This is a genomic window from Arthrobacter sp. E44, assembly GCF_041877125.1.
Taxonomy (GTDB): Bacteria; Actinomycetota; Actinomycetes; order Actinomycetales; family Micrococcaceae; genus Arthrobacter.
The window spans coordinates 152,854-174,527 of the sequence record NZ_JBHDJA010000007.1; the positions used below are offsets into that span (position 1 = coordinate 152,854).

At 66.8% G+C, this 21,674-nt stretch carries 21 protein-coding genes; 14 read left to right on the forward strand and 7 right to left on the reverse strand.

Features of this window, described 5'->3' with window-relative positions; all coding sequences use genetic code 11:
- Positions 1-65: 65 nt before the first annotated feature.
- Positions 66-677: a phosphoribosylanthranilate isomerase gene (locus ACETK3_RS08645; RefSeq protein WP_236799855.1), complete on the forward strand. Its 612-nt coding sequence runs from the start codon at positions 66-68 to the stop codon at positions 675-677.
- A gap of 146 nt (positions 678-823) precedes the next feature.
- Positions 824-1,240: a YccF domain-containing protein gene (locus ACETK3_RS08650; protein WP_236799854.1), complete on the forward strand. Its 417-nt coding sequence runs from the start codon at positions 824-826 to the stop codon at positions 1,238-1,240.
- Here ACETK3_RS08650 and ACETK3_RS08655 read toward each other — a convergent pair.
- The 3 genes from ACETK3_RS08655 to ACETK3_RS08665 form a co-directional block, all read right to left on the reverse strand.
- Positions 1,237-1,620, reverse strand: coding sequence for a VOC family protein (locus tag ACETK3_RS08655; RefSeq protein WP_236799852.1), 384 nt, complete (start codon positions 1,618-1,620; stop codon positions 1,237-1,239). The two genes, ACETK3_RS08650 and ACETK3_RS08655, sit on opposite strands and share 4 nt — an antisense overlap.
- A gap of 105 nt (positions 1,621-1,725) precedes the next feature.
- Positions 1,726-2,535, reverse strand: a complete 810-nt coding sequence (locus ACETK3_RS08660; RefSeq protein WP_373992745.1) for a 2-phosphosulfolactate phosphatase — start codon at positions 2,533-2,535, stop codon at positions 1,726-1,728.
- Entirely contained in the window at positions 2,532-3,401 is an 870-nt protein-coding gene (locus tag ACETK3_RS08665; protein WP_373992746.1) for a DUF4031 domain-containing protein, read from the reverse strand. The genes ACETK3_RS08660 and ACETK3_RS08665 overlap by 4 nt, the downstream gene beginning before the upstream one ends.
- Before the next feature lie 118 nt (positions 3,402-3,519).
- Between ACETK3_RS08665 and ACETK3_RS08670 the strand changes: the two genes are divergently transcribed.
- From ACETK3_RS08670 to clpB, 5 genes are all read left to right on the forward strand, one after another.
- Positions 3,520-3,930 carry a molybdopterin-binding protein gene (locus ACETK3_RS08670; RefSeq protein ID WP_236820615.1) on the forward strand — a complete coding sequence of 137 codons (411 nt, stop codon included), beginning with the start codon at positions 3,520-3,522 and terminating at the stop codon, positions 3,928-3,930.
- A complete protein-coding gene (gene modA, locus ACETK3_RS08675; protein WP_373992747.1) occupies positions 3,927-4,763 on the forward strand; it encodes a molybdate ABC transporter substrate-binding protein in 837 nt (278 codons plus the stop codon). The genes ACETK3_RS08670 and modA overlap by 4 nt, the downstream gene beginning before the upstream one ends.
- Positions 4,764-4,777: 14 nt before the next feature.
- Positions 4,778-5,662, forward strand: coding sequence for an ABC transporter permease (locus tag ACETK3_RS08680; protein WP_373992759.1), 885 nt, complete (start codon positions 4,778-4,780; stop codon positions 5,660-5,662).
- Positions 5,659-6,717, forward strand: coding sequence for a sulfate/molybdate ABC transporter ATP-binding protein (locus ACETK3_RS08685; protein WP_373992748.1), 1,059 nt, complete (start codon positions 5,659-5,661; stop codon positions 6,715-6,717). Before ACETK3_RS08680 ends, ACETK3_RS08685 begins: the two co-directional genes overlap by 4 nt.
- A 172-nt stretch (positions 6,718-6,889) precedes the next feature.
- Positions 6,890-9,532 (forward strand): ATP-dependent chaperone ClpB, encoded by a 2,643-nt coding sequence (gene clpB / locus ACETK3_RS08690; protein ID WP_373992749.1) that lies wholly within the window; start codon positions 6,890-6,892, stop codon positions 9,530-9,532.
- Between the two features lie 43 nt (positions 9,533-9,575).
- Here clpB and ACETK3_RS08695 read toward each other — a convergent pair whose 3' ends face one another.
- A complete protein-coding gene (locus tag ACETK3_RS08695; RefSeq protein ID WP_373992750.1) occupies positions 9,576-10,256 on the reverse strand; it encodes a septum formation family protein in 681 nt (226 codons plus the stop codon).
- A gap of 270 nt (positions 10,257-10,526) precedes the next feature.
- Here ACETK3_RS08695 and ACETK3_RS08700 point away from each other — a divergent pair, with 270 nt between their 5' ends.
- Positions 10,527-10,760 carry a DUF3073 domain-containing protein gene (locus ACETK3_RS08700; RefSeq protein ID WP_142135039.1) on the forward strand — a complete coding sequence of 78 codons (234 nt, stop codon included), beginning with the start codon at positions 10,527-10,529 and terminating at the stop codon, positions 10,758-10,760.
- Positions 10,761-10,976: 216 nt separating this feature from the next.
- Positions 10,977-11,750 carry a VOC family protein gene (locus ACETK3_RS08705; protein ID WP_373992751.1) on the forward strand — a complete coding sequence of 258 codons (774 nt, stop codon included), beginning with the start codon at positions 10,977-10,979 and terminating at the stop codon, positions 11,748-11,750.
- 72 nt (positions 11,751-11,822) lie between these two features.
- Here ACETK3_RS08705 and purM read toward each other — a convergent pair whose 3' ends face one another.
- Genes purM through ACETK3_RS08720 form a run of 3 tightly spaced genes read right to left on the reverse strand, consistent with a single transcriptional unit; the run spans position 11,823 to position 15,007 of the window.
- Positions 11,823-12,968 (reverse strand): phosphoribosylformylglycinamidine cyclo-ligase, encoded by a 1,146-nt coding sequence (purM, locus tag ACETK3_RS08710; protein ID WP_236799836.1) that lies wholly within the window; start codon positions 12,966-12,968, stop codon positions 11,823-11,825.
- Positions 12,965-14,635, reverse strand: a complete 1,671-nt coding sequence (gene purF, locus ACETK3_RS08715; protein ID WP_373992752.1) for an amidophosphoribosyltransferase — start codon at positions 14,633-14,635, stop codon at positions 12,965-12,967. The genes purM and purF overlap by 4 nt, the downstream gene beginning before the upstream one ends.
- 57 nt (positions 14,636-14,692) lie before the next feature.
- Complete coding sequence (locus ACETK3_RS08720) at positions 14,693-15,007, reverse strand: hypothetical protein (RefSeq protein WP_236799834.1); 315 nt, start codon at positions 15,005-15,007, stop codon at positions 14,693-14,695.
- A gap of 326 nt (positions 15,008-15,333) precedes the next feature.
- On the opposite strand from ACETK3_RS08720, the gene ACETK3_RS08725 reads away from it, so the two are divergent.
- The 5 genes from ACETK3_RS08725 to fdhA all read left to right on the forward strand — a co-directional run bounded on the left by ACETK3_RS08725 (position 15,334) and on the right by fdhA (position 21,666).
- A complete protein-coding gene (locus tag ACETK3_RS08725; protein WP_236799833.1) occupies positions 15,334-16,419 on the forward strand; it encodes an S-(hydroxymethyl)mycothiol dehydrogenase in 1,086 nt (361 codons plus the stop codon).
- Positions 16,419-17,039 carry an MBL fold metallo-hydrolase gene (locus ACETK3_RS08730; protein ID WP_236799831.1) on the forward strand — a complete coding sequence of 207 codons (621 nt, stop codon included), beginning with the start codon at positions 16,419-16,421 and terminating at the stop codon, positions 17,037-17,039. Before ACETK3_RS08725 ends, ACETK3_RS08730 begins: the two co-directional genes overlap by 1 nt.
- Before the next feature lie 564 nt (positions 17,040-17,603).
- Entirely contained in the window at positions 17,604-18,908 is a 1,305-nt protein-coding gene (locus tag ACETK3_RS08735; protein ID WP_237429056.1) for an SRPBCC family protein, read from the forward strand.
- Positions 18,905-20,314, forward strand: coding sequence for a ferredoxin reductase (locus tag ACETK3_RS08740; RefSeq protein WP_373992753.1), 1,410 nt, complete (start codon positions 18,905-18,907; stop codon positions 20,312-20,314). The genes ACETK3_RS08735 and ACETK3_RS08740 overlap by 4 nt, the downstream gene beginning before the upstream one ends.
- A 137-nt stretch (positions 20,315-20,451) precedes the next feature.
- A complete protein-coding gene (gene fdhA, locus ACETK3_RS08745) occupies positions 20,452-21,666 on the forward strand; it encodes a formaldehyde dehydrogenase, glutathione-independent (RefSeq protein WP_236799825.1) in 1,215 nt (404 codons plus the stop codon).
- Positions 21,667-21,674: the final 8 nt, after the last annotated feature.

Here is a 21,674-nt window from a genome sequence, read left to right on the forward strand (position 1 = left end):
TTGGGTCCGGTCCCTGCTACTCTCCTGCGGGGGGTCAACACGAAAACAGCCTGAAGGAGCCGGGAATGTTCGTCAAAGTGTGTGGTCTCAGCACGCCCGAATCGGTGCGAGAGGCAGTGGATGCCGGTGCGGACGCCGTGGGTTTCGTGCTCACGGCCAGCCCCCGGGTGGTCTCGCCGTCGCAGGCGGCTTCGCTGCTGGCAGGGGTCCCCAAAACCGTCTCCCCGATCGGGGTGTTCCGCGACGAACCGGTGGCCGACGCCATTGCCATCGCCCGGGCGGCGGGCCTGGAATGGATCCAGCTGCACGGCAGCCGGTCCCGCGCGGACGTGAAAACCGTGCACGACGCCGGCATGAAGCTGATCAGGGCCATCACCATGGGTGCTGCCCAGGATGATTTCGAGGACTGGGGCGAGGACCTGCTCCTGATTGATGCAGCGGTGCCCGGATCCGGCGAGTCCTGGGACTACGCCTCCGTGGCTGCGCTGCCCGCGCTGCAAGGGCGCAACTGGCTGCTCGCCGGTGGACTTGAACCCGGGAACGTGGGCCAGGCATCGGCAGCCGCGCATGCCTGGGGGGTGGATGTTTCCTCCGGCGTTGAAGTATCCCGGGGCGTGAAGGACCTGGCCAAGGTCCGCGCCTTCGTGCACGCTGCCAAGGACGCCGCCACGGTCTAGGTGGGCTGCCAGGGCTGGGCTGGCAGGGCGGCAGCCCCAAGTTCCGGCCACCGGATCGGGCAGGACCCCTGGGCACGACCAGTATCAGGGCAGGATCAGGGGAGTCCCCCACCCTTTTGTCGGAGGGGCGGGGGCACAATGGGTGCATGAAGACACTTCTGAACATCATCTGGCTGGTTTTCGGCGGCCTGTGGCTTGCCCTGGGCTATTTCCTGGCGGGTGTGGTCTGCTGCCTGCTGATCGTCACCATCCCGTGGGGCATTGCCTCGTTCCGGATCGCCGCCTACACCCTGTGGCCCTTTGGCCGAATGGTGGTGGATAAGCCCGGCGGCACCGGTGTCTTCTCGCTGCTGGGCAATGTGATCTGGCTGCTGGTGGCCGGAATCTGGATCGCCATCGGGCACGTGGTCACGGCGTTCGCCATGGCCATCACCATCGTCGGCATTCCGCTGGCCATCGCCAACCTGAAGCTCATCCCGGTGTCCCTGATGCCGCTCGGCAAGCAGATCGTGCCCACCAGTACCCCCTTTGTGAGCACCTACCCCGTCAGGACCTACCGCTAGCCGCCTTCGCCGGGCCTCAGGGCGCGAAGCACGCAGAACTCGTTGCCGTCCGGGTCAGCCATGACCACCCACGTGGCGGCCGCGCCCTGGCCCACGGAGACCTGGCGGGCACCCAACTTCTCGAGCCGGGCCACTTCAGCATCCTGGTCCTCGGGCCGGAGATCCAAATGCAGGCGGTTCTTGAGCTCTTTCCGTTCGGGGACCCGCAGGAAGAGCAAATCGGGCACCACGCCGTCTTCCTTGCTGCCCGCCGGCGGCTCCAGCACGACTTCGTCATCCTCCTCATGGGTGCGCCGCCACCCCAGCGCCTTTTCCCAGAAGGCTGCCGGAATCCCGGGCTCGGTCGAATCAACGGCGATGGCTTGGATGCGCAGGCTCATCCGTGCAGTTTTGCACAGCTGCAGGGATTCCTGAACTCTCTCCCGGCGACGGTGACGGCGCCCGTCCCGGGCCTGCCGCGGCGGGTCTGCGGGTTAAGCTGTTCCTCAAAGCTGCCGGAATGCCCCGTTCCGCAGGATGGCCACCGAATCGCTTTGGTCCAGTTCCGCGGCGATGTCAACGTCCCCGGCGTAACCGGCCCCGGACGGCTCCCGCCCGCTGGAGCATTGCTGCAGCATCTCCCGCAGGCGCGGTTCTGCGGATTCGTAGACAGCCATGGCCGCTACGGCTTCCGGTGCATAGCCGTGCCGTCCGTCACCGGCTTCATACCCGCCCTTGCCGGCAGCCACCAGCCCGGCGATGAACGCACCGGCTCCGATCTGGTCCTCGACGGCGGGGCGAAGTGTGCCGTCCGGCCAGCGTTCACCGGCGGCCACCACCGCCACCACCGCATCGCCCGGAAGATTGCCGGCCACCCACTCCGCCGTGGCCGCGGCATTCCGCAGGCATACCGCGGCCACCAGGGGAACCTCCCCCGCAAGCGCGTGGCACAGTTCCGAACCGTTGGGGGACGGCAGCACCACTCTCTCCAGTCCCTCCGCCTCTCTGAAGCTTGTCGGGGACAGGCTCAGCCCGCCGCCGTCGCGCGGCCCCGCCAGCTGCGCCTGGTGGTGGGCAGCGAAGTCTTCCGCGCCGGTGTCCCGCCACCGGTAAGGGAAGACTTCCGCGCCCCGGTCCAGCGCCACGCTGACGCACGTACTGAAGGACAGCACGTCCACCACCACCGCAATATCCGCCCCGGGCGCCACCGTCAATGCCCCGGCGAGCCCCCAGTCCAGCCGGACCGTGAACGGGAGTTGCCGGTGCGCGGCATTGGCGGAGAACGTGTGCCGCGGGCTGGAGCCGGGCGCGTTCACGTCAGTTCGCTTTCCAGGTTGCGGTGCGCCGCGTCCAGCCACAGGTCCCGGGCGCGCTCGTGGTGGAAGAGCGGGTCCAGTTCCAGCAGTTGGCGCACGACGGCGGCCCTGCCGGCTGCGAAATCGGCGTCACCGATGTGCGCATAGTCCTTCCGTACGGCGGCAACATACCGGGCGTAGTCCTCCGGCTCCCCACCCAGGACGGACAGGTCCGCGTCGCAGAGGAGGGCGCCGTCGTCGTCGCCTGGTTCCGGCCGGTGGTCGGATGTCAGCCGGACCAGCCGCGCCGTCTCCGCCACCTCTTCCTCCGGCAGGCCGGCCTCGGTAAGGCGTTTCTCGGCAAGCCGTGCGGATTCCTCCTCATCCTCGCCGGCGGCCCCGCGGTACACGGCGTCGTGGAACCAGGCGGCCAGCAGCACGGACCGCGGCGCCTCGTCCGGTTCGGTGAGCAGGTCCAGCGCCTCCAGTACCGAGAGCAAATGCGTGCAGCCGTGATAGTGGCGGTGTGGTTCGCTCCACCGGTCCAGCAGGTCCAGGAACAGTGCGTCATTGCCCGGCATGATGGCCTCCCACCGGTTCAGGAGCGGGACCTTCAGCGCCTTGTTCCGACGCCGGGCCGGGATGCGCAGTCCACTCGCGATGAGCCTGCGGACCAGCACCCTGGCCTCCACGGGCACCGCGCCGGCCGCCACGAGCTCCTCGAAGCGGCGTTCCGGTACGTCGTAATGGTCGCCGTCGAAGGCCCGCTCCGGGATCCCGGCGGCGGCAGCGAAGGCATGCAGCTCGTCCAGGGAAGCGTCCGAGACCAGGTGTGAGAAGTGGGTTCCGTGTGCAGGCCACAGCGGCGGGTCGATGTAAATGGCCATGGAAGCGAGTCTAGTGCTGCGGTGTGTCCGGAAGCCTGGGGTCCACAGGACAGGCTCAGCTCCTCCTTTGCGCCCTAATGCTGTTTCTGCTGCCGCATTTGCGGACTAGGATCTGTCCATGGCCCTTATCCGCGTTTCCGAAGCCGCCCGGTTCCTCGGCGTGAGCGACGATACCGTCCGCCGCTGGACCGAGAACGGAACCCTCAACCCGCTGCGCGACGGCTCGGGCCGGCTCGCGGTCGACGGGCTGGAACTGGCGGCCCACGCGCAGAAGCTGGCCCAGCTCCCGGATGACCCCAAGCGCGGCAACAGTTCCGCGCGGAACCGCTTCGTGGGCCTGGTGACCAACGTGATCACGGACAAAGTGATGGCGCAGGTGGAACTGCAGTGCGGACCCTTCCGGGTGGTGTCGCTGATGAGCAGCGAGGCGGTCCGCGAACTGGGCCTCGAGCCAGGCGCCGTGGCCACCGCCGTCGTCAAGGCAACAACTGTCATCATCGAGGCCCCGAAAGGGAAGGCCACGGCATGATCAGGCAGGACATCCCCTTCCTGAGGCTCCGCTTCTGCGCCGCGCTGCTTGCCTTGGGTATCCTCCTGCCGGCTTCGCTCGCCGGATGTGGCGCGCAGGCCGGCAATGCCCCGGATCCCGGCGCCGCCACCACGCCAAGCGGCACCGTCACCGTTTTTGCCGCCGCCTCCCTCAAAGCCACCTTTACCGAGCTCGCCCGCACTTTCGAAGCGGAATACCCGGGAACACACGTGGCCCTGAGCTTCGCGGGATCCTCGGACCTGGCCGGCCAGCTCAGCCAGGGTGCACCGGCGGACGTCTTCGCATCAGCAGACACGGCCAACATGAAGAAGGTGCAGGACGCGGGCCTCGCGGACGGCCCGCCGAAAGACTTTGCCACCAACACCCTGGCCATCGCCGTGCCGCCCGGCAACCCGGCCGGAATCGCCTCGCTGCAGGACCTGGCCCGGCCGGGCATCAAACTGGTCACCTGCGCCCGGCAGGTTCCGTGCGGTGCCGCGACGGCCAAGGTGGCTCAGGCCGCGGGGCTTACCCTGAACCCGGTGAGCGAGGAGAATGCCGTCACGGACGTCCTGGGCAAGGTCACTTCCGGTGAGGCCGACGCCGGGCTGGTCTACGGCACGGACATCACGGCCGCCGGTTCCAGCGCGAAAGGCATCCCGTTTCCGGAAGCTGCGGGTGCAGTCAATACCTACCCGATCGCGGGTGTCGCCACCGGCCGGAACAAGGCCACCGCCAGGGCCTTCCTAAGCCTGGTCATCGGTCCGGAAGGCCAACAGGTCCTGGCCGCGGCAGGGTTCGGCCCGGCCGGCGAGGGTGCGGGCAGCAAGTGACGCAGCAAGGGAAGGTGGCCCGGCAGCAGGGAAGGCCTGCGGCGCGCCCGCGCACCCAAACCAGCGCGTACTCGGGCATCCCCGGCTGGGTGCGGGCGCTGGCCGTCGTGGCTGCCGTCGTCGTCGTGCTCCCGCTGCTGGCCATGGTGCTGCGGGTGGACTGGGCCCATTTCATTCCGCTGGTGACGTCCGGCCCGTCGCTGACGGCGCTGGGGCTGAGCCTGCGGACTTCGGCCGCGAGCACCCTGCTGTGCATCGTTTTGGGCGTCCCGTTGGCCCTGGTCCTTGCGCGGGACACGTTCCGCCTGCAGGGCCTGCTGCGCTCGCTGGTGCTCCTGCCGCTGGTGCTTCCCCCGGTGGTGGGAGGCATCGCCCTGCTCTACACGTTCGGCCGGCAGGGGCTGCTGGGGCGGACCCTGGAAGTGCTCGGCCTGCAGATCGCCTTTTCCACCACGGCAGTGGTCCTGGCGCAAACGTTCGTGGCGCTGCCCTTCCTGGTGGTGAGCCTGGAAGGCGCGTTACGGACCTCCGGGTCCAGGTACGAGGCGGTTGCAGCAACCCTGGGAGCCCGCCCGGGCACCGTCTTCCGGCGTGTCACGCTGCCGCTCGTCCTGCCCGGCCTGGCCTCCGGCGCCGTCCTCTCCTTCGCGCGGAGCCTGGGAGAATTCGGCGCCACGCTGACCTTCGCGGGCAGCCTGCAAGGGGTGACCCGGACCCTGCCGCTGGAGATCTACCTGCAGCGCGAAACGGACCCGGACGCCGCCGTCGCCCTGTCCCTGGTGCTGGTGGCGGTGGCCGTGGCGGTGGTTGCCCTCGCCTACCGGCGCCCGGCAGCGGGCCGCGCCGGATCAGGACAACGCACGACGGCGGCTGCTCCGGCAGGAGGGAACGCACGGTGACGCTGTCCTTCCAGGCAGCCGTGGCCGGCCGGGGGTTCGACGTGGCCTTCACCGTCCGGCCGGGCGAAACCGTCGCCGTCATGGGACCCAACGGCGCCGGTAAATCGACCCTGCTGTCCAGCATTGCCGGCCTGCTGCGGCCGGACAGCGGCCGGGCCGAACTCAACGGCAGGACGCTCTTCGACCTCGATGGGGCACAGCACACCTGGTCGCCGCCGCACGACCGCGGCACGGCCCTGCTCGCCCAGGAACCCCTGCTCTTTCCCCATCTGAACGTCCTGGAGAATGTCGCTTTCGGGCCCCGCAGTGCCGGCGTGTCCAGGCGGGAGGCCAAGGAGCAGGCCCTGCGGCTGCTGGCGGACGCCGAAGCGGACCATCTTGCCGCGCGTCGTCCTGCCGAGCTCTCGGGCGGGCAGGCCCAGCGCGTCGCCGTGGCCCGGGCGCTCGCCGCCGACCCGGCGCTCCTCCTGCTCGACGAGCCGCTGGCCGCCCTGGACATCCACTCCGCCCCGCTGCTGCGCCGCCTGTTCAAGCGCGTCCTGGCCGGGCGGCAGGCCATTATCGTCACCCACGACGTACTGGATGCGCTGATGCTCGCGGACCGCGTGGTGATCCTGCAGGACGGCAAGATTGCGGAGGAGGGACTCACCCGGACCGTCCTGGAGCGCCCGCGAAGCTCTTTCGCCGCCGGGCTTGCCGGACTGAACTTCGTTGCCGGCACCCTCGACGGAACCGGGGTCCGGACCGATGGCGGCCTCAGGGTCACCGGCCACGACGACGAACCCGGCCACCTGCACACGCCGGGCGGTTCCGGCGTCGCCGTCTTCCCGCCGTCGGCCGTTTCCGTGTTCCTGACGGACGCACATGGAAGCCCCCGGAACTCGCTGGCCGTCACCATCACCGATCTGGAGCCGCACGGCGACCAGATCCGCGTCCGCGCCGGAAGCCTCGCCGCGGACATCACGCCTGCCGCTTCCGCGGACCTGGGCCTCGTCCCGGGCATGACGGTGCACTTCGTGGTGAAGGCTGCCGCCGTGTCCGTGTACGGAACCTAAGGGCCCTGAACACAGGGCCGGAGCCGGTTCCCGGGAGGCCCCCGGTTCCTAAAAGGTCCTCGGGCTCTGGACAGCCGTTTCGCCTTGGGCAAACATGGCTAGTGGACCTCCCCGTTCAAAGTTGAGCGTAGTAGACTCAACTTAGTCAACAAGCCCCCGAAAGGAGCTCTCTTTGGACGTCAAATTCACCACCAAGAGCCAGGAGGCTCTTTCCGCCGCCGCAATGAACGCCTCGACGGCCGGGAACCCCCAGGTGGAACCGGCCCACCTCCTCAAGGCCCTGATGGACCAGCGGGAGGGCGTGGCCGTTGCGCTGCTCCGTGCGACCGGGGCCGACCCCGACGCCGTCAGCGTCCAGGCCAGCAGCGCCATCAAGGCCCTGCCCGCAACGTCCGGCGGCTCCAGCCAGCAGGCCCAGCTGTCCCGGCCTGCGCTGCAGGCCATCCAGCACGCCAAGGAGGAGGCTGACCGGCTGGGCGATTCGTTCGTGTCCACCGAAGTGCTCCTGGTGGGCCTCTCCGCCGGCAATGACGCCGCTGCCCGCCTGCTGCGCGACGCCGGCGCTTCCCGCGAAGCCCTGCTCGCCGCGCTGCCCGGCGTCCGCGGCGACCGCAAGGTGGACAGCCCGGACCCGGAAAACACCTTCCAGGCACTTGAGAAGTACGGCACCGACCTGACTGCCATGGCCCGCGCCGGCAAGCTGGACCCCGTGATCGGCCGCGACTCTGAAATCCGGCGCGTGGTCCAGGTCCTGTCCCGGCGTACCAAGAACAACCCGGTGCTCATCGGTGAGCCCGGCGTGGGCAAGACCGCCGTAGTGGAAGGCCTGGCGCAGCGGATGGTGGCCGGGGACGTCCCGGAAAGCCTGCGCGGCAAGACCCTGATCTCCCTGGATCTGGGTTCCATGGTTGCCGGTGCCAAATACCGTGGTGAGTTTGAAGAACGGCTGAAGGCGGTGCTTGAGGAAATCAAGGGCTCCGAGGGCCAGATCGTCACCTTCATCGACGAGATCCACACCGTGGTGGGGGCCGGCGCCACCGGCGACTCCTCCATGGACGCCGGCAACATGCTCAAGCCCATGCTGGCCCGTGGCGAGCTGCGGCTGATCGGTGCCACCACCCTGGACGAGTACCGCGAGAACATCGAGAAGGACGCGGCTTTGGAGCGCCGCTTCCAGCAGGTGTACGTAGGTGAGCCCAGCGTGGAGGACACCATCGGCATCCTCCGCGGACTGAAGGAACGCTACGAGGCGCACCACAAGGTGTCCATCGCCGACTCCGCGCTGGTGGCAGCGGCCACGCTCTCCAACCGCTACATTTCCGGCCGGCAGCTGCCGGACAAGGCCATCGACCTGGTCGATGAGGCGGCTTCACGCCTCCGCATGGAAATCGACTCCGCCCCGGAGGAAATCGACCAGCTCCGCCGGCAGGTGGACCGCCTCACCATGGAGGAACTGGCCCTGAGCGGCGAATCGGACCCCGCGTCCGTGGAGCGGTTGGCCGCACTCCGTGCCGACAAGGCGGACAAGGAAGAGGAACTCTCCGCGCTGAATGCCCGGTGGGAAGCCGAGAAGGCCGGCCTCAACCGGGTAGGCGACCTGAAGGCCAAGCTGGATGAGCTGCGCTCCGCCGCTGACAAGGCCCAGCGCGAAGGTGACCTGGAGACGGCTTCGCGGATCCTCTACGGCGAAATCCCGGCGCTGGAACGCGAGCTGAACGCCGCCGCGGAGGCTGAGGCCGCCGTCACGGACAAGCCGGCGCAGATGGTGGCGGAGGAAGTGACCGCGGAAGACATCGCGGAGGTCATCTCGGCCTGGACGGGCATCCCTGCCGGCCGGATGCTGCAGGGCGAAAGCCAGAAGCTGCTGCACATGGAGGAGGAGCTGGGCCGGCGCCTGATCGGCCAGGCCAAGGCCGTGCAGGCAGTGTCGGACGCCGTCCGGCGCGCGCGGGCGGGCATCAGCGACCCCAACCGCCCTACCGGTTCGTTCCTGTTCCTGGGCCCCACAGGCGTGGGCAAGACCGAGCTGGCCAAGGCCCTGGCGGACTTCCTGTTCGACGACGAGCGTGCCATGGTGCGCATCGACATGTCCGAGTACAGCGAGAAGCACAGCGTGGCCCGCCTGGTCGGGGCGCCTCCGGGATACGTGGGCTACGAGGAAGGCGGCCAGCTGACCGAGGCCGTCCGCCGCCGCCCGTACTCCGTGGTGCTGCTGGACGAGGTGGAGAAGGCGCACCCCGAGGTGTTCGACATCCTCCTGCAGGTGCTCGACGACGGCCGCCTCACCGATGGGCAGGGCCGCACCGTGGACTTCCGCAACGTGATCCTGGTGCTGACCTCCAACCTGGGCAGCCAGTTCCTGGTGGACCAGTCGTTGAACGCCGAGGCCAAGCGCAATGCCGTGATGGCCACCGTGAACGCGTCCTTCAAGCCGGAGTTCCTAAACCGGCTCGATGAAGTGGTCCTGTTCGACGCCCTTACGGTGGAGGAACTGGCGCACATCGTGGAACTGCATGTGGCGGAACTGGGTCGGCGGCTGCACGAGCGGCGGCTCACCCTCGATGTCACCGACGGCGCCAAGGCGTGGCTGGCGTTGTCCGGCTACGACCCCGCCTACGGCGCCCGGCCGCTGCGCCGCCTGGTGCAGCGCGAGATCGGCGACCGGCTGGCGAAGGCCATCCTGGCGGGCGAGATCAGCGACGGCGACACAGTCCTGGTGGACACCGCGCCGGACTTCGGCGAACTCACCGATTCCAGCGTCGATACGCTGACCGGTGCCCCGAGCTCAGGGCTGTCGGTGCGTCGGAAGGACTAGCCTCGCGCTGCGGTTTGGGTGTGCTGCCCGGGCAGGCTCTCTGTCAGGGCAGCACACTTGCGTTGATCACGTTGCCGCCGTCGGCCGCGACGTAGCAGTCCACCCGACGGTCGCCTGATCCCCAGCTGGTGGTGCTGGGGTAACTGCGCTGGTAGTTGAGCGGGAACTGCTTCGCCGCCGGGCTGAGCTTTGCTGCCTGGCAGACCTCCAGCGCTTTTGCCTTGAGCGGGTCCGCACCCGGATACTCGGCGTCATGCGGGTAGTGCAGGGTGGCCACCAACTGCGCCGAATGGGGCGTGTCACAGGCCACCACCGTGGACGTCAGCGCCTGCGGGTCGAAGTCCTTGAAGCAATCACCAACGGCGTACGCGGCGGGTGCCACCCCTTCCCGGGGGAGGGGCTGGGGGCTGGCGGGCGGAGTGACGGCGGTCTGCAGCACACCCGGTGCAGCGGCTTTCGGTGCCTGGGTGCCCGGGGAAGAGCCCAGCCACACGGCAAGCCACACCAGCGATCCCGCAACCGCCAGGATTACGACGACGAGAAGCGCCTTCCAAAAGGCCGGCCGCCTGTTGGCGCGCTTTTCCAGGGCGGGCTCGTGGGGCGTTTGGGACCAGGTGACGGATTCCGGCGCGGGAGCTGACGTGCCGTTTCCGTTAGGGATCTTAGGCAGGCCTCCGGTGCGCGGCGGCGAGGACGGTTTTGGCGGGAGGTCCTGCTGGTTCACGGGTGCGCATCCTCCTGGTTTGGTTCCGCGGCTCGCCAACGGCCGGATAATATCGGCAGTTCTTAGGTGACTCTACCGAAGAAAAATGCCGGAATCCCGCGGGTGGGAGTGCGTCATGGTACCCCACCGGGCCATGCGGGCCTCCAGGCGGCAAGCGGGGCCCGCCGAAAGCATGTAATCTAGGTGTACGACAAATTGACCAAACATTCCGGGGCCTCACCGATCGCCAAGGTGACCACCTCCGGTCCAAGTACAAAAGGGGGTCACGCCATGGGGCGCGGCCGTCAAAAGGCAAAAGCTACCAAGCAGGCTCGGGACATCAAGTACTACTCCCCGAACACTGACTACTCGGCACTTCAGCGTGAGCTGACGGGCCCTGCCAGTCGTTCAACGAGCCGTTACTCGAATGAGCCGGTCGAACCGGATTATTCGGCTTATGTGGATAAGTACGCGGATGATTTGGATGACGATGACGACGAGGTTGACCACCGTCGCATCGGCTAGTTGTCGCAAGCCCGCCGTGGCTCTGGCCCGGCTGCTGTGGCGCTCAAGCACAGACTGATCCCGCAGCAATGCGGACGCAGGTAATGTGCGGGAACTCCTTTTTGATACCCGGTTCGGGTGACCGCTTACAGCGCGAAGCCCGCTGCCACCCCGGATTACCGGTGCGGCAGCGGGCTTTCCGTGTTGCTTCACGGACCGGATTGGTAACCTGACCGGATGACTGTTCGGACCACGTACGCCAACGGCGAGCCCTGCTGGGCGGATCTGCAGACCCCGGATGTTGCCGCCGCCAAAGACTTCTACGGCCGTATCTTCGGCTGGACCTACCAGGACTTTCCCACCCCGGATGGCCGCAGCTACGCGCAGGCCTTCGTGGGCGGAGAGCTGGTATCCACGATCGCACCGCAAAACCCCCTCCAGTTGGAGGCCGGCACTGCCGCAAAGTGGAACATCTACTTCTCCGCCGAGGATGCCGCGGACGTGCTGGAAGAAGCACGCCACACCGGCGGCACTGCTTTGTTCGGCCCGGAGCCGGTGGGCGATACGGGAGTGCTTGGCTTCCTGGCCCCTCCCGGCGGTGGAACCACCGGGATCTGGCAGCCCGGAACGCACTTCGGAAGCCGCTTGTTCAACGAGCCCGGTGCGCTTGCCTGGGCGGAACTGTTCACGCCCGAGCCTCCGGCCGCCGTCGGCTTCTTCCAGCAGCTGTTCGGGCATGAGGTCACCGAGTATCCCCAGGACGACGGCGGCAGCTACAGCACGCTGCTCATCGACGGCAGCGAGGTGGCCGGCGTCGTTCCTGCCGATGAAGGCGAGCAGGCCGACTGGCAGGTCTATTTCGGCGTGGCGGATGTTGCAGGGGCGGCAGCGGCGGCCCAGGCAGCAGGCGGCGAGGTCCTGGTGGAGCCGGACGAATACCCTGTTGACGGTTCACTGGCCACCATAAGGGATCCCCAGGGCGGAGTGCTCAACCTGATCCAAGTCGATTAAAGGCATCGAGTGCTGAGTACTTGTCGTTCCCAGGCGTGAAAACGACAAGTACCCAGCAATTGATGGAGGGTTTTAGGCGTAGGCGTTGACCAGGCGGACAGCTCCGCCGTCCACGCCCTTGGCGCCCTGCACGTAATCGGGGCCGGACTTGTCGATCGAATCGGAGTCCGCGGTGACGGTGCCCATGATCCAGGACGGCAGCCCGCGCTCGTTGAGGCGGGCCACGGCGGCATCCGCTGCCTCGGGGGACACGATGGCCACCATCCCCACGCCGAGGTTCAGCGTGCGCTCCAGGTCGGCCAGGGGGACGTTGCCCAGCTCGGACACGAGCTTGAAGATGGCCGGCAGTTCCCAGGTGGCGCGGTCAACCGTGGCCACCAGGCCCTGCGGCAGGACACGGGCCAGGTTGGCGGCCAGGCCACCGCCTGTCACGTGGCTGAAGCCATGCACGGCCGCGCCGGCGCTGACCGGGAAAGTGCGGGCCAGGTCCAGGCAATCGGCCGCGTAGACGCGGGTCGGTTCCAGGAGTTCCTCACCCAGGGTGCGGCCCAGTTCCGAGACCTGGCGGTCCAGCGCCCAGCCGGCATGGTTGATGACGCGGCGGACCAGGGAGTAGCCGTTGGAGTGCAGCCCGGAGGAGGCCATACCGATCACCACGTCCCCGGCGCGGACCCGGTCCGGACCCAGCAGCGCGTCGGCCTCCACCACGCCGGTGGCTGCACCGGCAACGTCGTACTCATGCTCGCCCAGCAGACCGGGGTGCTCGGCGGTTTCGCCACCCACCAGGGCGGTGCCGGCTACGGAGCAGGCGGAGGCGATGCCGCGGACGATGTCGGCGATGCGCTCCGGGACAACCTTGCCGCAGGCGATGTAGTCGGTCATGTACAGCGGCTCGGCGCCCACCACCACGATGTCGTCCACCACCATGCCCACCAGGTCGAACCCGATGGTGTCGTGGATGTCCATCGCCTGCGCGATGGCCACCTTGGTGCCCACGCCGTCCGTTGAGGTGGCCAGCAGCGGCTTCCTGTAGGTCAGCAGCCTGGAGACATCGTAGAGGCCCGCGAAGCCGCCCACCCCGCCGATCACCGAGGAGTTGTGGGTCGCCTTGACGGCATCCTTCATGAGCTCGACGGCGCGGTCCCCGGCTTCAACGTCCACGCCGGCGGAGGCGTAGGTGATGCCGGAGTTTTCTGCGGCGGGGCTGGCGGAGGTCATACGGAATCCTTCTTGTCGGCGCTGGTGGCGGCGTGTACGTCGGGCACGAGGTCGGCTTCGGTCAGCAGGTTCTCGAATTCGGAGTCCGGGCCCGGATCGCAACCGGTGGCGCCGGACTTTTCCGCGGGATCCTCGGCGGCGTCAACGGCCAGGGCGGCGGTTTCACCGGGGAGCGCGGACGGGGAAGGCTTCAGGCCGCCGAGGTCCGTGCGCTCCAGCAGGTTCTTGCCCAGCTTGTCCGCATCGGGAAGCTTAATGGGGTATTTGCCGGTGAAGCAGGCAGTGCAGAGGCGTTCGCGCGGCTGCCGGGTGGCCCCGATCATGCCGTCCTCTGAGATATAGGCCAGTGAGTCGGCGCCAATGGCCTGGGAGATCTCTTCAATGGTGGCGCCGTTGGCGATCAGCTCGGCCCGGGAGGCGAAATCGATGCCGTAGAAGCAGGGCCACTGTACCGGCGGGGAGGAAATCTTCACGTGCACGGCGGCAGCTCCGGCTTCCCGGAGCATCCTTACGATGGCCCGCTGGGTGTTGCCGCGGACGATCGAGTCATCCACCACGACAACGCGCTTGCCGCGGATCACCGATTCCAAGGCGTTGAGCTTGAGCCGGATGCCCAGCTGGCGCAGGGTCTGCGACGGCTGGATGAAGGTGCGGCCCACGTAGGAGTTCTTGACGAAGCCGTGGGCGAAAGGGATGCCGGATTCCTCGGCATAACCGACTGCTGCCGGGGTGCCGGACTCCGGCACGGGGATGACGATATCCGCAACCTGGGTATTTTCCCGGGCCAGCTGGCGTCCCATCTCCACCCGGGATTCGTACACGGACCGCCCTGCTATGGCGGCGTCCGGGCGCGCAAGGTACACGTACTCAAAAACGCAGCTCGCCGGCGTCGGCTCCGCGAAGCGCTTGGAACGCACCCCGTCCTCGTCGATGGCGATGAACTCACCCGGCTCGATCTCGCGGATGAAGCTGGCACCCACGGTGGCCAGGGCGGACTGTTCGGACGCGACGACCCAGCCGCGCTCCAGCCGGCCCAGGACCAGGGGGCGGATGCCGAAGGTGTCGCGCGCCGCGTAAAGGGTTCCTTCATCCATGAAGACGAAGCAGAAGCCGCCTTTGATCTTGGGCAGCAGTTCGGTGGCGGTTTCCTCGAGCGTCTTGCCCGGCTCGCCCTCCAGCAGGGCGGTGACCAACGCGGTGTCCGAGGTGTTGCCCTGCTTCATTTCACCGGTGAGATGACCGCCGTTGCGTTCGGTGATCATGGCGTTGAGTTCCACGGTGTTGGTCAGGTTGCCGTTGTGTGCCAGGGCAACCGTGCCAGTGGCCGTGGCGCCGAGCGTGGGCTGTGCATTGGCCCAGTGGCTGGCGCCGGTGGTGGAGTAGCGGCAGTGGCCCACAGCCAGGTGCCCGGTCAAGGTGTTCAGGGTGGTCTCGTCGAAGACCTGGGAGACGAGGCCCATGTCCTTGTAGACGTTGATCCGTTTGCCGTCGCTGGTCGCTATGCCAGCCGACTCCTGACCGCGGTGCTGCAATGCATACAGCCCGTAATAGGTAAGTTTTGCTACTTCCTCACCCGGTGCCCAGACGCCGAAGACGCCGCAAGCGTCCTGGGGGCCTTTTTCGCCGGGGAGAAGATCATGGGAAAGTTTTCCATCGCCGCGTGCCACTGATCGATTATCGCACGATATGGGGTATGTCTTTTCCGGCCACCGGTTTGTGACCTGCTAGCCCTGGGTATCGGTATCGGGCTCTGAATCCGGAACAGCCTCCACCACGGCCCTCTGCTGCCGTTTCACGCTTCGACGGTCAAGGACCAGCGCCAGACCAGCACCGAGGATGGCACCGATGGCAGCGAACATGATCAGAAAGAAACCGAAGACGGCTCCGGGGTCGAATGACGCGTCGCCCGGAACCGCATATGCCACCACTGCGGCAGCGATAATTCCCACCACGGCACCCAGGATCAGGAATGGAACGTATTTGGGTGCCCGGCGGACGGTTACTTCGCGCCGCTCGGCAGGGGTTTCTTCAAAAGCCATGCCATCCAGCCTACTGCCGGACTTTTGGGCCACATAACAGGACGCCGGGCGGCGGGAGCCCAGGTTTCCTGCCCCGCCAAACTTCGCCCGGAAAGGATCCGTGCCCCGCGCCGCAACTGGCCTGCAACTGATATATCTATTGACACGACCTGTAGCCGCTGCCATATTTCCCGTTAGTGCTCTGTGCAACTTGTTGTGTAATCCGCAATCATCCCCGCAGGTCGCACTGGCCATGGCGAGACCCCTGGGCCTTGGCACGTCAGCTAGATTGGCACTTGGTGCCGACTCACCGGATCCAGCCGGATCCAGGAAAGGAACACAAGACCATGGTCCACAAAGTCCAAGCAGTTGTGGTTAAGGAAAAGAACGCCCCGGTGTCGCTGGAGACGATCCTGGTGCCGGATCCGGGCCCGGGGGAGGCCTTGGTCGACATCCTGACCTGCGGTGTCTGCCACACCGACCTGCACTACAAGCAGGGCGGTATCGGCGACGACTTCCCGTACCTGCTCGGTCACGAAGCCACTGGCGTGGTTAGCGCTGTCGGCCCTGATGTCACCTCCGTGGCTCCCGGCGACCGGGTCATCCTGAACTGGCGCGCTGTGTGCGGCGAGTGCCGCGCGTGCGCCAAGGGCCAGCCGCAGTACTGCTTCAACACCCATAACGCCACCCAGAAGATGACCCTCGAGGACGGGACCGAGCTTTCCCCGGCCCTGGGCATCGGCGCCTTCGCCGAAAAGACCCTTGTGGCTGCCGGACAATGCACCAAGGTGGACCCCGAGGCGGACGCTGCCGCCGTCGGCCTGCTGGGCTGCGGCATCATGGCCGGCATCGGTGCCGCAATCAACACCGGCGACGTCAAACGCGGCGAGTCCGTGGCAGTGATCGGCTGCGGCGGCGTGGGCATCGCGGCGATCGCCGGCGCCAAGCTGGCGGGCGCGACGACAATCATCGCCGTGGACATCGATGACAACAAGATTGAGATGGCCAAGTCCCTCGGTGCCACCCACGGCGTGAACTCCAAGCAGGAGGACGCGGTGGAAGCCATCCGTGCCCTCACCGGAGGATTTGGCGCGGACGTGGTGATTGACGCCGTCGGCCGTCCTGAAACCTACAAGCAGGCCTTCTACGCCCGCGACCTTGCCGGCCGCGTGGTCCTGGTGGGCGTGCCGACGCCGGAGATGACGCTGGAACTGCCGCTGCTGGACGTCTTCGGGCGCGGCGGCTCGCTGAAGTCCTCCTGGTACGGTGACTGCCTGCCCTCCCGCGACTTCCCCATGCTGGTGTCGCACTACAAGCAGGGCAACCTGGACCTGGACGCCTTCGTCTCCGAACGCATCACCATCAAGCAGGTGGAGGAAGCGTTCGAGAAGATGCACGAGGGTAAGGTCCTGCGCTCGGTGGTGGAGATCTAATGGCAGTCACCATCGAGAACCTGGTCACCTCGGGCACTTTTTCGCTCGACGGCGGCACCTGGGACGTGGACAACAACGTCTGGATCGTGGGCAACGATGAGGAATGCGTCATCATCGATGCGCCCCATGACGCCGCTGCGATCATCAACCAGGTCCGCAGCCGCAAGGTCAAGGCCATCCTGCTCACCCACGCGCATAACGACCACATCGGCGCCGCCCGCGAAGTAGCAGACGCTCTGGGCGCCCCGATCCTCCTGAACTCGGAGGACCTGGTCCTGTGGGAGCAGGTGTACCAGGACGCCAAGCCCGACCAGTACCACGCCGACGGCGATGTGTTCGAAGTTGGCGGGTCCACGCTGCGTGCCATCCACACCCCGGGGCACTCGCCGGGATCCACGTGCTTCTACCTCGAGAGTGAAGGGACGGTCTTCACCGGGGACACGCTGTTCAACGGCGGCCCGGGTGCCACTGGCCGGTCCTACAGCGACTACCCGACCATCCTGACCTCCATCAGGGAGAAGCTGCTGACCCTGCCCGCTGAGACCGTGGTCCGCACAGGCCACGGCGACAACACCACCATCGCCGCGGAACGGGAAACACTGGCCAAGGTGGCGCAGTAGCCAACAAAGAATCGATGCAGTAAGCCCGTGAAGGGCGGAAACAGCGACGGCGACACCGGCACCTGCCGGACTGTCGCCGTCGCTGTTGCATGTTCCCGGTAGTCACGCAGGGTTGTTGCCGTCCGGCCCCCCTCCGGATCCAGGTCCCTGCCGTAGCCGCCGGCGGAAGCCAAGCGCCCGCGAGGTGGCACTTCGCGGCAGTCCAAAGCACTGGGATTGCCGTCAAATGCCAATTCGCGGGCCGTTCCGGGGTGAAAAGTGCGGGTTTATTCGACGCTGCACCTGACACGCAAGGCCTGTTGGCGGCACGCATCGGACGACACATTCCGGGCTTTTCCGTCATATCTGAAATTCATTGACAGCGGGGGTGGCAGGAGTCACACTGTTGCATATGGTGATCGCTGTTGCGTTAGGTGCTTCCAGTTCTCCTCTGGAGTCATCAAGTCTGTTGCTGATGTACCTCCCCACATTGGTGAACAGAACGTCCTGGACAACCCCTGTTGCCCCAGCCGCTCCGTAATCTCCTCAATTTGCTCAAAACCCAGCCCTTTTGGGAGGAAACACATGACTACCTCAGTGAACGCGCCCCTCAGCGCACGCGGAAAGCTCGCTTCAACAATGCCGGCCGAGCAGCTGGCTGAAATTACCGAGTTGTTCGCTCTACGGCGCACCGGCTACTCCCTCGACGCCCCCTTTTACACCGACCCCACCATCTTCAAGCTCGACGTGGAGGCCATCTTCGGCCAGCACTGGATCTTTGCCGGCAGCGTTGCCGAGCTGCCGGAGCCGGGCGACTACATCACGGTGGACTACGGCCCCTACTCCCTGATCGTGCTGCGCACCGATGAGGGCGACGTCAACGTCCTGCACAACGTCTGCCGCCACCGGGGTGCGCGGGTCCTGACCGAAGCTGCCGGTTCCACCGGAAACCTGGTCTGTGGCTATCACTCCTGGACTTACTCCCCGGAGGGCAACCTGATCCACGCCTCCGCCCCCGGCGAAGCCAAGTTCGATAAGAACTGCTTTGCCCTCAAGCGCGCCCACAGCCGCGAGGTTGCCGGCCTCATCTTCGTCTGCATCGCTGACGAACCGCCCGCAGACTTCGACGAGACCTCCAAGATCTTTGAGCCCTACCTGGCACCCCACGACCTGTCCAAGACGAAGATTGCCTACCAGCAGAACATCATCGAAGAGGGCAACTGGAAGCTCGTCATGGAGAACAACCGTGAGTGCTACCACTGCGACGGACACCCGGAACTCGCCTGCTCGCTCTTCCCCACATGGGGCCTGACCGAGGGACTGATTCCGGCCCACCTTGAAGAGGTCTGGGACCGCAACAAGGAAGCCCAGTCCTCCCTCGAGGAGCGCTGCCGCCGCTACGGCCTGCCCTACGAGGTGGTTGAGGAACTCGACACCCGCATTGCCGGTATCCGCATCTCACGCGAATCCCTGGACGGCGAAGGCGAATCGTTCTCGGCCGACGGCCGCAGGCTCTCCAAGAAGCTGCTCGGCGACCTGCGGGACTTCCGCCTGGGCCGCTGCTCGATGCACCTGCAGCCCAACAGCTGGTTCCACTTCCTGGGCGACCACGTCATCACGTTCGGCGTCTTCCCCATCAACGAGCACCAGTCCCTGGTCCGCACCACCTGGCTGGTGGCTGACGACGCCGAGGAAGGCGTTGACTACGACCTCGACAAGCTCACCTACACCTGGAAGCAGACCAACATTCAGGACAAGGCGTTCGTGGAACTGTGCCAGCAGGGAGCTGCCAGCCCCGCCTACGAGCCCGGCCCGTACATGAAGAGCGAATACCAGGTGGAGGCCTTCATCAACTGGTACGTCCACCGCGTGCAGGAGCACTTGGCATGATTGACGTCCTCACCCAGACGCAGGTCCAGGAACCACAGCGCATCCGCGGCCTTGAAATGCCGTGGAACCGGGTGATGGGCAGCGTCGAAGGACCGGCCAGCGCAGCCAAGGCCCTGGGCCCGTGGCATCCGCAGGAGTTCATGGCCGAATGCGTCGAAACCATCCCCGAAGCGGGCGGCATGATGACCTTCGTGTTCCGCCGCTCCGATGGTGCACCGCTGGCGTTCCGCCCGGGCCAGTACGTGAACATCGCCTTCCCGGTTAACGGCGAGGACCAGGAACCCGTGGACCGCAGCTACTCGCTGTCCAGTTCGCCCACGGAACCGTGGACCTTCAGCGTTACCGTTAAGCGTGACCCGGGCGGACTGGTTTCCCCTTGGGTGCACCAGAACGTCAGGCCCGGCACCGTCCTGGACATGCTGGGACCTGTGGGCGCATTCCACCTGCCTGACGCCGACCGGCGCGCCCGGTACCTCTTCCTGGCTGCAGGCGCCGGCATCACCCCCATCATGTCGATGCTGCGGACCATCCACTCCCTGCCGGGAACCGCCGACGTGGTGGTGCTCTATCACGGCGCGGAAGCCGGCGGCTTCGCCTTCCACCGGGAGCTGGCCTACATCGCTTCCGTGGACTCGCGCATCAAGGTCTTCTATGCCCTGGGCGACCGCGGCAGGCCCGAGCACTGGGAAGGCTTCAGCGGACGGCTGACCTCAGCCATGATCGATGAGGTGGCGCCCGACGCCAACGGCCGGCAGGTGTACGCCTGTGGACCGGAGGGGTATCTGAACACCGCCACTGAGTTGCTCAGGAAGGTGGGCGTCGACGACACCTCCATCTACATGGAGTTCTTCTCCGGCGACCGGCAAACCCTCCTCGAATACCAGGCCGAGCTCGCCCTGGCGGCGGACATCGCCGAGGAAATCGCTGGGGAAATCGCGGAATCCGCCGAGGACTACTTCGAAGGCCAGCCCGCAGCGTTCGGGATCTACGAGCCCGGCTACGACCAGGACGGAACCCTGCAGGCCACGGGACTGGCGCTGGAAGCTGCCAACCCGGAAGCCCCGGCCCCGGCCGGTGGCACCCCGGCTGTGGCCCCGGATGCGCAGACCCCGGACGCCTCCAGCTTCGACACCGTGGGAACCGGCAGCCTCACCCTGTCCTTCATGCGCACCGGGATCAACGTGCGGATCGACCCCGAGGAGCACATCCTCGAGGTGGCCCAGCGCGCCGGTGTCCGGATCGGCGCCAACTGCAAGGAAGGCATGTGCGGCTCCTGCAAGGTGGTCAAGTTGTCCGGGGAGATCGACATGAACCACCAGGGCGGAATCCGTAGACGTGAAATCGATGCCGGAAAGTTCCTTCCCTGCTGTTCCACCGCGCGCACCGACATGGTGATCGACGCCTAGCCGCGCCCTGGGCCGGCGGGCACCCCGCGGCCCCCAAAGATTCACCGCAAGTGAAAAGTAACACCACACGGAAGGTCTGATGCACCCAGCGTCAGGCCTTCCGTGGCAACCGAACGCCAACCATAGGAGCCATGCCCATGTCAGGTAACAAAGCCGTTGCGTACAAGGAGCCCGGAGTCGTCGAGGTCATCGACACCCCGTATCCCTCGTTTGAGCTGAAAGCCGGCCCCGGCGTCAATCCCGCCAATGTCGGCCGGAAGGTCCCTCACGGGGTCATCCTGCGCACCGTGAGCACCAACATCTGCGGGTCCGACCAGCACATGGTCCGCGGCCGGACCACCGCACCGGCCGGCCTCGTCCTGGGGCACGAGATCACTGGCGAAGTCATCGAGACCGGGCCCGACGTCGAGTTCATCAAGGTCGGGGACATCGTCTCCGTCCCCTTCAACATCTCCTGCGGCCGCTGCCGGAACTGCAAGGAGCGCAAGACCGGGATTTGCCTGAACGTGAACCCCGACCGTCCCGGCTCCGCCTACGGCTACGTGGATATGGGCGGTTGGGTTGGCGGCCAGGCCGAATACGTGCTGGTCCCCTACGCGGACTGGAACCTGCTGCGCTTCCCCGACCGGGACCAGGCACTGGAGAAGATCATGGACCTGACCATGCTCTCCGACATCCTGCCCACCGGGTTCCATGGCGCCGTCACGGCCGGGGTCGGCGTCGGGTCCACCGTGTACGTTGCCGGGGCCGGTCCCGTGGGCCTTGCCGCGGCCGCCAGCGCCCAGCTGCTGGGAGCAGCGGTGGTCATCGTGGGCGACCTGAACGAGGACCGCCTGGCCCGTGCCCGGTCCTTTGGCTGTGAAACCGTGAATGTGGCCAACGGCGACCCCGCCGACCAGATCGAGCAGATCCTCGGCGTCCGGGAAGTCGACTCCGGCATCGACGCCGTCGGCTTCGAAGCGCGCGCACACGGCCATGGCGCCCAGGAAGCACCGGCCACCGTGCTTAACTCGCTGATGGACCTCACCACCGCCGGCGGCTCCGTGGGCATTCCCGGCCTCTACGTCACGGGCGATCCCGGAGCAGCGGACGAGGCCGCCCGAAAGGGAAGCCTGTCCCTGTCGCTGGGTACCGGCTGGGCCAAGTCCCTGTCCTTCACCACGGGCCAGTGCCCGGTGATGAAGTACAACCGGCAGTTGATGATGGCCATCCTGCATGACCGGATCCAGATCGCCAAGGCGGTCAACGCTACGGCCATTCCGCTGGAGGATGCCCCGCGCGGGTACGCGGAATTCGATGCCGGAGCCGCAACAAAGTACGTCCTGGACCCGAACGGCTACCTCAACAACTAATGCCTGGT

What these genes read in the sequence shown, in the direction of transcription:
- ACETK3_RS08645 (WP_236799855.1), top strand. Translation starts at nt 66, where the DNA reads ATGTTCGTCAAAGTGTGTGGTCTCAGCACGCCCGAATCGGTGCGAGAG.
- ACETK3_RS08650 (WP_236799854.1), top strand. Translation starts at nt 824, where the DNA reads ATGAAGACACTTCTGAACATCATCTGGCTGGTTTTCGGCGGCCTGTGG.
- ACETK3_RS08655 (WP_236799852.1), bottom strand. Translation starts at nt 1,620, where the DNA reads ATGAGCCTGCGCATCCAAGCCATCGCCGTTGATTCGACCGAGCCCGGG.
- ACETK3_RS08665 (WP_373992746.1), bottom strand. Translation starts at nt 3,401, where the DNA reads ATGGCCATTTACATCGACCCGCCGCTGTGGCCTGCACACGGAACCCAC.
- ACETK3_RS08670 (WP_236820615.1), top strand. Translation starts at nt 3,520, where the DNA reads ATGGCCCTTATCCGCGTTTCCGAAGCCGCCCGGTTCCTCGGCGTGAGC.
- modA (WP_373992747.1), top strand. Translation starts at nt 3,927, where the DNA reads ATGATCAGGCAGGACATCCCCTTCCTGAGGCTCCGCTTCTGCGCCGCG.
- ACETK3_RS08700 (WP_142135039.1), top strand. Translation starts at nt 10,527, where the DNA reads ATGGGGCGCGGCCGTCAAAAGGCAAAAGCTACCAAGCAGGCTCGGGAC.
- ACETK3_RS08705 (WP_373992751.1), top strand. Translation starts at nt 10,977, where the DNA reads ATGACTGTTCGGACCACGTACGCCAACGGCGAGCCCTGCTGGGCGGAT.
- purM (WP_236799836.1), bottom strand. Translation starts at nt 12,968, where the DNA reads ATGACCTCCGCCAGCCCCGCCGCAGAAAACTCCGGCATCACCTACGCC.
- ACETK3_RS08720 (WP_236799834.1), bottom strand. Translation starts at nt 15,007, where the DNA reads ATGGCTTTTGAAGAAACCCCTGCCGAGCGGCGCGAAGTAACCGTCCGC.
- ACETK3_RS08725 (WP_236799833.1), top strand. Translation starts at nt 15,334, where the DNA reads ATGGTCCACAAAGTCCAAGCAGTTGTGGTTAAGGAAAAGAACGCCCCG.
- ACETK3_RS08730 (WP_236799831.1), top strand. Translation starts at nt 16,419, where the DNA reads ATGGCAGTCACCATCGAGAACCTGGTCACCTCGGGCACTTTTTCGCTC.
- ACETK3_RS08735 (WP_237429056.1), top strand. Translation starts at nt 17,604, where the DNA reads ATGACTACCTCAGTGAACGCGCCCCTCAGCGCACGCGGAAAGCTCGCT.
- ACETK3_RS08740 (WP_373992753.1), top strand. Translation starts at nt 18,905, where the DNA reads ATGATTGACGTCCTCACCCAGACGCAGGTCCAGGAACCACAGCGCATC.
- fdhA (WP_236799825.1), top strand. Translation starts at nt 20,452, where the DNA reads ATGTCAGGTAACAAAGCCGTTGCGTACAAGGAGCCCGGAGTCGTCGAG.